Source organism: Ligilactobacillus sp. JN-6 (Y).1, from assembly GCF_058111525.1.
Map to the genome: position 1 here is coordinate 1351454 of NZ_CM176599.1, position 11709 is coordinate 1363162.

The window sequence follows — 11709 nt, forward strand, 5'->3', positions numbered from 1 at the left end:
ATGGCTGCACTTTATTTCACTGAGAAATTTTGTGGTGTTTGACCACCGTCTTTAATTGCAACGGGTTTTGACCTTTGACCCCTGGCCTCAATTATGCCGTCAATATTTAAATTGTGGACGATCCCTGTTTCTTCTACGATATAAGAGGTTACGGCTTCACCTAAAGTAGTAACATTATCTCCAATGTCTAACTGCTCGACCTCTCCGCCATTTTTAATGCTGAGTGCATAGGCTGGTAGTGAAACATTTACTCCCTTGACTAGAGAATTACCAATACTACCATGAGTAGTGATCCCCTTTTTGATTAAAATATCACCAACTTTTTTAGAGATCTGGACCCCCACAGAACCATCACCATAGGTAATGATCGAGTCAAAGACACCGTGTTTTAAAGTTCCGTCGTATTGATTATAACCACGTGCGCCTAAACCGAATGTTTTTAATGGGGCATGCATGATAAAGTTATTGACTACACCAAAATTAACAAAACCTACACCAGAAGGTCCATAAGAAATTATGGGAGCATTACTTATCCATGTATCCACTTCCCCCCAAGTATCTAAGACCATGTCGTTGACTCCATAAGTGACGACCTCACCATTATGCTTGATCGTTTTAGCATACGAACCGTTTAAGGTGAAAATCCCTGCAGTAATGATATCCGAAACTCCAAATGGAATTTTCCCGTTAGAATAAACGGAATTAGTCTCCAATTGCTCTATCAGAGTGCGCCCTCCTTCATCACCAAAGCCAGCAATAAAAATGCCTGAGCCGGTCACAGGTGAATTTCTGCGCCCTACTGAGATCCCAGTGGCATTGACGACAATTTTACTATGTGGCGAGGCGTTAAAATTGTAAATGGTAAGTGCGCCTTGTAAAGCATTGACTCCGTATTTTTGTGGCTATTCTAAAAAGGGGCGTGTATCAGCATTAACGATGTCGATATTTTGCAAAGATAAATTAGCAGTTTTACTTCCCGTACGCATAATAAATGAAAATTGTCCGGTTAAAGTTAAATTTTCGAAGCTAAAGTGGCCTAAATCGCCGCCTTGGTTAGAAAGAAAGAGAGCTCGGCTGCTAACCGGAGCCTGGATCGCTAAATCACGAACTGTGTTGTTTTTAGTTAGGCCTATGCCGTCACTATCTTGAAATGCGATCATTGGCAAGGAATCGTCCCCTTGCCTTTTACCTGTAAGTGAAGTGTTTTCGGGTAAAATAAGAGGGTAGTAAGCTAGAAAGCTACGAGTGATAATAATCTCTTTTTGTTGTTCTCTAACGGCTTGATATAATTCAGAAAAATTTTCAACATTAACCATAAAGTTATCTCCTTTGGTAAAATAATAATTGTAAACAATTATATTATAAACAAATTAATGGAGTTGTCCACTAAATTGTTTAAGGAGGTGTTAAAAATGAACTACTATTATCTCAGTAAGTTTATTGCCGGCATTTATCGCCGATCGAAAAATGAGTTTAACAAAGAGATCATTGATTTAAACGTTCGTGCAACTGAAAGTGATTTATTATTGTTTATTGCTGAAAACCCAAATTTAATGCAGCAAGAAATTGCTATAAAAATGGTTATTGACCCAAGCCTTTTAGCGAAAGATTTAAGGGGATTACAGCAAAAGGGAATGGTTACACGGAATGTCGATGTGGAGGATCGTCGTGTCAAGCGAATTACGACTACCGATAAAGGTGAAGAAACAGTGAAAAAGCTACAAGAAACTATGGAGCAATGGTGGCGCAAATTATTCATTAAAAATTCTGAATTGGATCCCCAAATATTTTATGATCAGTTATTAGCTGGGTATAACGCAATTACATTCGGAAAAGACAAACAAAAATAATTTGTTGATGTGTTTAAGTCTTTGTAAGGTAAGAGTTTAAAGCGTTTGCTAAATAGTAAAAACTGCGGTGTAATGAAAATCCATTATGCCGCAGTTTTTAACGTTATCACTAAGGTTTTTAAATGTTACGAGTTTTACCCAGTTTCTTTTTTGTCGTAGTGTTATTTTGTTTTATAAACAAGTGCTTCGTAAGGCTTAAGCTTTAAGTTTTCCGGTAATTCAAGTGATTTTGAACTTTGGACATAATTACTTAAGAAGACAGTTCCTTCTTGACCTACTAGTTCTTGGGGAAGTGTCACATGAGCAGTTTGTCCATAAAAGTTAATTAAGACTATTAGCTTGGCAGAAGTGTCGTCAAGCCATCTTTCATAGGCAAATACTTGCGGGTGGTCTGACAGTAATTGTTTAAAGTGACCATCAGAAATAAGTTTTTCTGACTTGCGAAGTTTTATCAACTGCTGATAATAATTAAAGATCACCCCATTAGCTAGTTCTTTTTTGACGTTGATCTGTTCCTGGTAAGTTGGTTTCAACCAAGGTGTTCCGGTTGAAAAGCCAGCATTTTTTGAAGCGTCCCAGTGCATTGGAACTCGTGAATTATCGCGAGCCTTTTTTTTGACACTTTCGAGTGCTTGTTCCGGAGTAAGACCCTGATCTTGTAAAGTATAATAAGCATTTAAAGCTTCAATGTCAACATAGTCTTCGATAGAGTCATAGTCTGGATCGATCATACCGATCTCTTCGCCCATGTAAATGTATGGAGTCCCACGAAGCAAATGCATGGCTGTTGCCAAAGCAGTAGCTGATTTTTCGCGATATTTGCCAGTATCCCCAAAACGATTCAAAGCCCAGGGTTGGTCATGGTTATTCCAAAATAAAGCATTCCAGCCGCCTTTTTGATCCATTGCCTCTTGCCATTCACATAATGTTTGTTTGAGTTTAGTGAAATCAAACGGAATGGTATCCCATTTATTGCCGTTTTTATAATCGACCTTTAAGTGATGGAAAGTGAAGATCATCGACAATTCATTTTCAGCTGGGATCGAATACCCAGCCGCAGTTTTGACATTAGCGGAAGACATTTCTCCAACTGTCACATTATTTTGGTCTTGACCAAAGCTGTTTTTATTAAGTTCTTTTAGATAATTATGAACTACTGGAGTATCAGTATATAATGCTTTTTCTTCATCAATATCGGTAGAGTCCACTAAATGTTCACTCTTACCGGTGACATTAATGACATCGAAACGAAAACCATGTACCCCCTTAGCTCGCCAAAAGTTGACGATTTTAGCCGCCTCTTGTCTGACTGCAGGATTGTGCCAATCAAGATCGGCCTGAGTTGGATCATACAAATGGAGATAGTACAGCCCAGTATCGCCAAATTTACTCCAAGCGGGACCACCAAATTTAGAACTCCAGTTAGTTGGCAGATCTCCGTTTGCTTTTGGAGGGCGCAGATAGAAATAATCTTGATATTTTTGTTCACCTGCTAGTGCTTTTTTAAACCATTCATTTTCTGTGGAACAGTGGTTTAAAACCATGTCTAGCATGACGTCAATTCCCATGTCTTTGAGCTTTGCGACTAGTTCTTCAAAGTCGGCCATTGTTCCGAATTGTGGGTCGATATGATAGTAATCAGCAATATCATAACCGTTGTCATTTTGAGGTGAAATAAAAAATGGGTTAAACCAGATCATATCAATATTTAATTTTGCGATATAGGGCAGCTTGTCAATGATCCCCCGCAAGTCGCCGATCCCGTCACCGTTACTATCATAAAATGACTTCGGGTAGATCTGATAGATCACTTGTTTTCCTAAGTCTGTCATAAATAAGACTCCTTTCAATAAAAATTCAGTAGTTATTTTTATATACGCTTTCTTCGTGCAAAGTCGATGAATTTAAATTTATCAGGCCGGTGGTAAGATTCTGTCAGTTGAATCAGCGTCGTGTCGTCTAGGTAAGTCATGCTGCGAACGGCAACAACCATTTCTTGGTCCGTTAAATTTAGCAACTTTTTTTGCTCAATGGTCGGCTTTTCAACGGTCACTTCTTTGGTTGCGTAAGAGATCTGCAGGTCAAGGTTGCCCTCAAGATATTCATATAATGAATCTTCAGCTTCTTTAGTAGGGATCCCATGGATCGGCGGGTCAAGCAGGTAATCTTTATCTAATACGGATGGTTCACCGTTGACAATACGTAAACGTTCCAAAAATGTCGCTCGCTGGTCTTTTTCAACTCCGCGAGCAAGAAAATATTCTGGGATCCGACTGGGTTTATTTTGCAAAACTTTAGTTTGGGCGTTCATTTCCTGCGAACTATTTAGTTCTTTAAAACTAGTGATCCCTGAGATAGGGAAGGTGTAGCGTTGAATATCTAGTACTATCGACCCTTTGCCTTTGATTTTCTGGATCAAGCCCAAGTCATTGAGCCCATTTAATGCTTTACGGATCGTTTCACGCGAGACCCCATACAGTTCCGTCAATTGATTTTCGCTGGGTAAGTATGTTCCAGGTCGATACTGCCCATATTTGATCTTAGAGATAATATCTCTAGCGATGATCAATTGCTTATTACGATTTGTTTTCAAAAATCACCACTTCCACTCTCCATTACTTGAGTTAAGCTAAAAGTTTTTAAGCTCTTGGTAAAATTATACACAAACTATTTCATTGCTAATTATATCAAATATGTATATACAAGCAATCATTTTAATGAATACGCTTAAAATAATTTAAAAATGTGGATAATAACTAGTTCTTGGGGTTATGATTTGCTTTCCTTGACACATGTATATACAAGCTGTAGTATTAACCTGACAATAAGAAAGCGATTTAATTTAGGAGGCGTTTTACGTGTTCGGATTCAAAAAGAAAAATTCTAATATAGAACTTTTAGCACCAGCAGCTGGTGAAGTTATGGATCTGTCTGACACTAAGGATCCTGTATTTTCTACTGGAGCAATGGGGATCGGTTTTGGCCTTGAGCCCACTGATTGCCAGATATACGCACCAGTTTCAGGTAAGGTGACTCTTTTGGCAGAAACTAAACATGCTATCGGATTTGAAACCAACGATGGATTGCAAGTGTTAGTACACTTAGGGATCGATACCGTAGAAATGAAGGGAGCGGGTTTTCGGCTTGATGTAGAACAAGGACAAAAAGTTAAAGCTCACGATAAATTAGGGATGATGGATCTGCAAAAAGTAAACGATGCAGGATATCAGTCGACGATCTTGACAGTGATCACTAATTCAGGCGATTTAGATCTTGATTTTGATCTGACGACTGGCGATACCCAAGATGGCCAGTCAGTTGCAGAGGTCACAAAAAAGTAGGAAGGTGATTAAATGGCAAAAAAAGATTATTCAAAATTAGCTGAAACGATCGTTGAAAATGTTGGTGGGCCAGCCAATATTAAAAGTTTGATCCATTGTATTTCACGGATACGCTTTTATTTGAAAGATGAATCAAAGGCTAATGATGATGTCTTAAAGAATACTCCTGGAGTGATCGATGTACTCCATGCTTCTGGCCAGTATCAAGTTGTGATCGGGACTGAGGTCGCCCACGTTTATGATGCTGTTATGAAAATTTTAGGTCCTGACTTTGCTGGAGATAGTGATGATTCGACCCAAGATTCAGAAACAACAGAGCAAGAGGGTACAAAACAGGGAAATGTGGTTAGTCGCGCACTCTCTAACTTGATCGGTTTTATCACGGGTTCAATGAGCCCAGTGATCGGTGTGATCGCTGCATCAGGTATTATTAAAGGATTACTATCATTACTGACCATGCCGCAGTTAGGTGAATTGCTTGATTCGTCCGGCACAGTCTACCAAACGATCAATGCGATGGCTGATTCAGCCTTTTATTTCTTACCGATCTTAGTCGGTTTTGCGGCTGCCAAAAAGTTGAATAGTGACCCAATAGTGACAGCGGTTATCGGTGGGGTATTAGCTTACCCGCAGATCGTTGATTGGGGTGGAAAATTCAAGACGATGTTCTCCATTGGCGGTTTCGATTTTCAATTTTTGAACTACACTTATTCGATTTTTCCGATGATCTTAGCTGCTTGGTTGGCAAAGCTGCTAGGCGATTGGCTCAATGATAACTTGCCAAGTTATTTGCAGATGATCTTCACTCCACTGATCACTATTTTAGTTGTGGCAACGATCACTTTGGTAGTTACTGGACCGATAATTCAAGGACTCGCTAATGGGTTGGCTGAATTGATCAATTGGTTAGTCAAAGCATCCGGCTGGGTCGGAGGCTTGATCATTGGTGGATTTTACCAGTTACTGGTTATTTTTGGACTCCATTGGGGCGTTGTTCCTTTGGTCACACAACAAATTTCTGGCAGTGGTCAAAGTATGTTGAACGCTATTATATCTGTAACGATGGTTTCTCAGGGTGCTGCTGTTTTGGCCGTTGCTGTCAAGTCTAAGAAAGAGGATCGTAAGACTTTGGGTATAGCAGCTGCAATTTCAGCATTCTGTGGTGTCACAGAACCAGCTATTTACGGTATTAACTTAAGATTCCGGCGCGTCTTTATTTCCGGTTTGATCGGGTCAGCATTCGGTGGCTTGATCACTGGACTAATGCACGGATCGATGTATGGTTTTACTGGATCTCTGATCGGGTTTTCGTCATTCTTCAACACGAAAAACCCTGGTGATCTGACCAGTTTCTATGCTTTCTTGATCTCAAGTGCAGTGGCGCTTGTTATTTCCTTCCTTGTAACCTGGTTCTGGGGTTACAACGACCAGATGGAAATGGACAAAAAGGTCGCTAAAAAGCAACGTCCGGGTTCAGCTAAGAAAGCTTAATTTAAATAAAATAAATACACTAGTGGCGATACAAAAAGGTCACTAGTGTATTTTTTGTCCCCCAATAGCTAATACAACTGATTTTCTATCAACTAATATGCGCCTGCAAACGCGCTATATAGCAAAATTATACCTGCAATGAGCATAATGATACCTAAGCAGATCCGTAACCAACTAACTGAAGCAGCCGGCTCGTTTGGACGCGGCTCATTATGAAACCTGCGTATTAGGCTGGTAAACCCCTTGAGGATCTGCCAACAACCGTCAACTATAAAAATCAGTGCGATCACGAATAACAGTATTTTGTGCGAAGTGTTTGAACTTTGCTCTTTCACTATTTGTTCTCCTTAGTTGTTTTAGAATAAATATTTATCAAACCTTGCGTTCCTTGATCACCCAAACCGTATACATCGACCATCACTTCATACAAACGTTTGGCATTGGCTGTCGCGGCGAGATCAAGTCCCATGCGGTCAGCTTCTTGTAAGGCGATCCGCAGATCTTTTAAGAAATGACGGGAAAAGAAGCCAGGTGTATAGTCGTCTTTAAGGACACGAGGACCATAGTTGGATAAGCTCCAATTTTGAGCTCCGCCCGCACTTAAAGCATCGAATACCTTATGAGGATCTAGACCGGCCGCTTTAGTATAAAGCAACGTTTCGGTTAGACCAGTCATGGTCCCGGCTATCATGATCTGATTAGCCATCTTTGCATGTTGGCCTGAACCTGCTGGTCCAAAAAGAGTAACTTTTTTGCTGATTTTTTCGAAAAGAGGTTTTACTTGTTGATAGGCCTCTTCACTTCCGCCGACCATGACGGTCAAAGTCGCATTTTTAGCACCGATATCACCGCCTGAAACAGGCGCATCTAAGACTTTGATGCCTCTTTTTTCACCATCATCAGCAATTTTTTGAGCTAGCGATGGTTGACTCGTCGTCATATCGATCAGGATCGTTTTATCATCACTCCCAGCGAATATTCCATCATCAGCAAAGTAAATTTGCTTAACGTCGCTTGGAAAACCGACCATCGAAAAAACTATGTCACTTACTTCGGCAACTTTTTTTGGAGTGGCGGCCCAAGTTGCGCCGCTTGCGACCAAGTCATCAGTTTTTGATTTTGTACGGTTAAATACAGTTAACTCATTTCCGGCTTTCATTAAGTTTGCAGCAATAGCAGCGCCCATGACGCCAGTTCCGATAAATCCAATTTTCATTTGTATATCCCACCTTATTTATCTAAGCTTTAAATGGTAACTAACACTATCATATACCGACGAACAGGACGCAAGCAAAAATTTTGCAGATGAAGCTGAATTTTCTTTGTGGACTTTCATCTTCTTTTGTTGTTATACTATTATGGTTAAACTTTCGGAAAGAATCATAAAAAAGTTAAAGGTTTATTTGTGTGTTAATGCACTTTGAAAAAATGAGATAGGAAATAAGTTCCTATCTATATTAATTACATTTAAGGGGGAGATCAGTTGTCAAAGACAGTCAAAAAAGCTATTTTTATTTTGATTTTTAGTGAATTCTTAATTTGTTTAGGGATCAGTATTGTAATTCCGGTTATGCCTTTTTTACGTAATGAATTGCATCTATCCGCTTTCAGTATGGGCGTTATGAATGCATTATTTGCTTTCGCACAATTTGTTGCTTCTCCTATCATCGGGCGTATATCTGATCGTATTGGACGTAAACCGATTTTAGTTTTAGGATTGCTGTTGTTTACAGTTTCAGAATACCTTTTTGCAGTTACTGATCAATTGGTTTTGTTCGATGTCTCTCGTGTGATCGGCGGGATCTCAGCAGCAATGGTCGTCCCGACTGAAATGGCTTTGGCGGCTGACATTACTACTAAAAAATACCGGGCAAGAGTCATTGGCTGGTTGTCTGCTGCTTTTTCGGGTGGCTTGATCCTTGGTCCTGGCCTAGGTGGTCTTTTGGCTAATGTAGATTATAAACTCCCATTTTGGACTGCTGGTACTTTGGGTATCGTTAGCATGGTTGCAATGTATTTTATGTTGCCTAAAAAACTGGAAGAACAAAATGCGGCCGAACAAGAACCAGTTACCGGTGTCGAAGGCGTGCTTGACCAGGACAATGATATGATGCAGATCCTTGGTAAATCGGGGATCATCTTATTCGTTTTGATCTTCATCTCCTCATTTGGTCTTCAAGGATTTGAAAGTATCTACAGCTTGTTTGTTAATCAGGTTTATCACTTTAGTTTGAATAACATTGCCTTAGTCCTGACTTTAAATGGGATCTTATCCTTATTTTTACAGGTCGCAATGTTTGACTGGCTAGTTTCTAAATTTAATGAAAAACGGTTGATCCGGTATTGTTTTTTGATCTCTTTGATCGGGACAATTTGGATATTACTGGCTAAGACAAAAGTTGGAGTTATTTTGGCAACATTGCTGGTTTTTGAAGCATTTGATCTGATCCGACCGGCAATTACGACTATGTTGACTAAGATCAGTCCTAAAAACCAGGGCTTTATTAATGGACTCAACATGTCTTTGACAAGTGTTGGCAATGTGATCGGGCCTTTAGTCGCAGGTGCCTTACTGGATCTGCACCCGAGTTATCCATATATGATCGTCGCTGTTTTCTTGGCGGCTTCGTATATTCTGACTTTCATGATCAGCTCACCGAAGGGCGGAGATGCCTTGGTTCGCTAACAAAAAATATCGTTAGTTATTAAAACGTTGGGTTCAAACCCAGCGTTTTTTGTTTTCACAAGTCTTTTATTTGAGTTTAGTAAGTTTCAAATGTAGTCTTGAATTGAGTACTGATTTCAGTCAAGAAAGGAGTCAATGTGATGAAGATGGATGAACATAACGAACATATGGGCATGGATAATTCACAGATGAATATGAACGAAGGAGAAATGGATCACAACGATATGATGATGCACGGCGGACATATGATGCATATGGGTAATTTGAAACAAAAGTTTTGGATATCACTCGTTTTAACTGTCCCTTTATTATTGATGTCTTCAATGATGGGAATGACACATCCTTTAATTGATTTTAAGGGTAGTGATTGGGTAGTTGCCATTATAGGGACTGCTATTTTCTTTTATGGTGGCAAGCCATTCTTTTCTGGAGCAAAAGGCGAACTAGCTGAAAAAAAGCCGGCAATGATGACTTTGATCACAATGGGGATTTCTGTGGCGTATGTTTATAGTATTTATTCTGTAATAGCTAATAATATTTTTAATGTAACTCCAAGTGTGATGGATTTTTTCTGGGAACTGGCTACTTTAGTTGATATTATGCTACTCGGTCATTGGATCGAAATGAATGCCGTGATGAACGCCGGATCGGCTTTGAATGAATTAGCTGAGCTGTTACCTAGTCAGGCACATTTGCTCGATGAACAGGGCCAAGTAAATGATGTTAAGCTGCAAGACGTTACTGAAGGAGACAATTTACTTGTCAGGGGTGGTGAAAAAATGCCCGCAGATGGCCAAGTGGTAGATGGAGAAACTGCCGTCAATGAGGCAATGGTCACGGGTGAATCTAGACTGGTGCAAAAAAAGACATCATCCAAGGTGTTTGGTGGATCAGTTAATGGTGATGGGACTATCAAGATCAAGGTTACCGGGACTGGTGAGAATGGCTTTTTGGCACAAGTGACCAAGATGGTACAGTCGGCTCAAAATGAAAGTTCAGGTCGTGAAAATTTAGCAGATAAAGTGGCGTCATGGTTATTTTATATCGCATTGACTATTGCTGTGGTCAGTTTTATTGCTTGGTGGCTTACCAATGATCTAGCAACTGCCTTACCTAGAGCAGTGACCGTATTGATCATAGCTTGTCCACACGCACTTGGCTTGGCCATTCCGTTAGTTGTTGCTAGAAGTACTTCTTTGGGAGCTAAGCAAGGTCTGTTGGTCCGTGACAGAAATGCCATGGAACAAGTTACAAACCTCAAATATGCTTTAATGGATAAGACAGGTACTTTGACGGAAGGTAATTTTAAAGTTACTGAATACGGCAGTCTAACGAAAGAAAAAAGCGATACGGAAATATTAAAAATTATGGCAAGTTTAGAATCCGGTTCGTCCCATCCTTTGGCAGCTGGGATCACACAGAAAGCGAAAGATGAAAAGATCTCATACAAAAGTATAAATAGTAGTCAAATTAAGGGGGTCGGCTTGAAAGGCGAGATCGCGGATACTAATTATTTGATCGTTTCTCCGCGTTACGTGGAGGAAAAAGGGTTTAGTATCGATAAGAAACGTTTTGATGCACTTGCTGGCGAAGGAAGATCATTGAGTTTTCTGGTAGAAAATGAGCAAGTTATCGGCTTTATTGCTCAGGGCGATCAAGTCAAGCCAGCGGCTAAAGAAATGATAAAAACCTTGCTACAACAAGGGATAACACCTGTTATGCTGACAGGTGATAATAAGCAAGCAGCAAAGGGAGTCGCTGATAAATTAGGGATCACGGAATTTCAGGCACAACTATTGCCTGCAGACAAAGAAAAGGCTGTACAACAGTACCAAAAACAGGGGAAAGTTATGATGATCGGCGATGGTGTTAATGATGCACCGAGTTTGGCACGAGCCGATGTTGGAGTGGCGATCGGCAGTGGAACAGATGTTGCGATCGAATCAGCTGATCTAGTTTTGGTTAAGAGTGATCCGCATGATATTATTGATTTTATTGAGTTAGCACGCAAGACAACTAACAAAATGACTCAAAACCTTTGGTGGGGTGCAGGTTACAATATTATTGCTCTACCACTGGCTGCAGGTGTCTTAGCTCCATTTGGTTTTGTTTTGAGCCCGATGGCCGGTGCAGTTTTAATGTCGTTGAGTACGGTCATAGTTGCGATCAACGCATTGACTTTGAAAATTTAAGCAAAATTAGAGATAATGGATAAGAAATAAAATGAGAAGACTAAAAGGTAAGCTGTATTGGATATTAACAAACTGTTGAGCTTGAATCGACTGACCTTTGACCATTGTTTTTCTCGCTGGACAAATATTTGGTGAATTTGTTTCACTTA

11 protein-coding genes are annotated in these 11709 nt (G+C 40.0%); 5 read left to right on the plus strand and 6 right to left on the minus strand.

Going from position 1 to position 11709, the window contains the following annotated elements:
• Positions 1 to 11 precede the first annotated feature (11 nt).
• On the minus strand, positions 12 to 779 hold the full coding sequence (locus tag AC3XNE_RS06255; protein ID WP_489831254.1) for a hypothetical protein: 768 nt from the start codon (positions 777 to 779) through the stop codon (positions 12 to 14).
• Positions 780 to 902: 123 nt separating this feature from the next.
• Complete coding sequence (locus AC3XNE_RS06260; RefSeq protein ID WP_489831255.1) at positions 903 to 1316, minus strand: hypothetical protein; 414 nt, start codon at positions 1314 to 1316, stop codon at positions 903 to 905.
• A gap of 96 nt (positions 1317 to 1412) precedes the next feature.
• Between AC3XNE_RS06260 and AC3XNE_RS06265 the strand changes: the two genes are divergently transcribed.
• Positions 1413 to 1850, plus strand: coding sequence for a MarR family winged helix-turn-helix transcriptional regulator (locus AC3XNE_RS06265; protein WP_489831256.1), 438 nt, complete (start codon positions 1413 to 1415; stop codon positions 1848 to 1850).
• 161 nt (positions 1851 to 2011) lie between these two features.
• Here the strand turns inward: AC3XNE_RS06265 and treC are convergent, their stop codons facing one another.
• Together treC and treR are read right to left on the minus strand one after the other, a co-directional pair.
• Positions 2012 to 3682, minus strand: coding sequence for an alpha,alpha-phosphotrehalase (gene treC / locus AC3XNE_RS06270; protein WP_489831257.1), 1671 nt, complete (start codon positions 3680 to 3682; stop codon positions 2012 to 2014).
• Between the two features lie 38 nt (positions 3683 to 3720).
• Complete coding sequence (gene treR, locus AC3XNE_RS06275; RefSeq protein WP_489831258.1) at positions 3721 to 4443, minus strand: trehalose operon repressor; 723 nt, start codon at positions 4441 to 4443, stop codon at positions 3721 to 3723.
• A 265-nt stretch (positions 4444 to 4708) separates the two neighbouring features.
• Here treR and AC3XNE_RS06280 point away from each other — a divergent pair, with 265 nt between their 5' ends.
• Complete coding sequence (locus AC3XNE_RS06280) at positions 4709 to 5191, plus strand: PTS sugar transporter subunit IIA (RefSeq protein ID WP_489831259.1); 483 nt, start codon at positions 4709 to 4711, stop codon at positions 5189 to 5191.
• A 12-nt stretch (positions 5192 to 5203) separates the two neighbouring features.
• A complete protein-coding gene (locus tag AC3XNE_RS06285; RefSeq protein ID WP_489831260.1) occupies positions 5204 to 6682 on the plus strand; it encodes a PTS transporter subunit EIIC in 1479 nt (492 codons plus the stop codon).
• Positions 6683 to 6774: 92 nt separating this feature from the next.
• On the opposite strand, the gene AC3XNE_RS06290 is transcribed toward AC3XNE_RS06285, so the two are convergent.
• On the minus strand, positions 6775 to 7017 hold the full coding sequence (locus AC3XNE_RS06290) for a DUF308 domain-containing protein (protein ID WP_489831261.1): 243 nt from the start codon (positions 7015 to 7017) through the stop codon (positions 6775 to 6777).
• Positions 7017 to 7898, minus strand: a complete 882-nt coding sequence (locus AC3XNE_RS06295; RefSeq protein ID WP_489831262.1) for an NAD(P)-dependent oxidoreductase — start codon at positions 7896 to 7898, stop codon at positions 7017 to 7019. The genes AC3XNE_RS06290 and AC3XNE_RS06295 overlap by 1 nt, the downstream gene beginning before the upstream one ends.
• 267 nt (positions 7899 to 8165) lie before the next feature.
• On the opposite strand from AC3XNE_RS06295, the gene AC3XNE_RS06300 reads away from it, so the two are divergent.
• Both AC3XNE_RS06300 and AC3XNE_RS06305 read left to right on the plus strand, forming a co-directional pair.
• Positions 8166 to 9368: an MFS transporter gene (locus tag AC3XNE_RS06300; RefSeq protein ID WP_489831263.1), complete on the plus strand. Its 1203-nt coding sequence runs from the start codon at positions 8166 to 8168 to the stop codon at positions 9366 to 9368.
• A gap of 140 nt (positions 9369 to 9508) precedes the next feature.
• Entirely contained in the window at positions 9509 to 11560 is a 2052-nt protein-coding gene (locus AC3XNE_RS06305; RefSeq protein WP_489831264.1) for a heavy metal translocating P-type ATPase, read from the plus strand.
• The last annotated feature ends 149 nt before the right edge of the window (positions 11561 to 11709 follow it).

Excerpts from the sequence above, each read along its gene's own strand:
- AC3XNE_RS06260 (WP_489831255.1), bottom strand. The coding sequence starts at position 1,316 with ATGGTTAATGTTGAAAATTTTTCTGAATTATATCAAGCCGTTAGAGAA.
- AC3XNE_RS06265 (WP_489831256.1), top strand. The coding sequence starts at position 1,413 with ATGAACTACTATTATCTCAGTAAGTTTATTGCCGGCATTTATCGCCGA.
- treC (WP_489831257.1), bottom strand. The coding sequence starts at position 3,682 with ATGACAGACTTAGGAAAACAAGTGATCTATCAGATCTACCCGAAGTCA.
- AC3XNE_RS06285 (WP_489831260.1), top strand. The coding sequence starts at position 5,204 with ATGGCAAAAAAAGATTATTCAAAATTAGCTGAAACGATCGTTGAAAAT.
- AC3XNE_RS06295 (WP_489831262.1), bottom strand. The coding sequence starts at position 7,898 with ATGAAAATTGGATTTATCGGAACTGGCGTCATGGGCGCTGCTATTGCT.
- AC3XNE_RS06305 (WP_489831264.1), top strand. The coding sequence starts at position 9,509 with ATGAAGATGGATGAACATAACGAACATATGGGCATGGATAATTCACAG.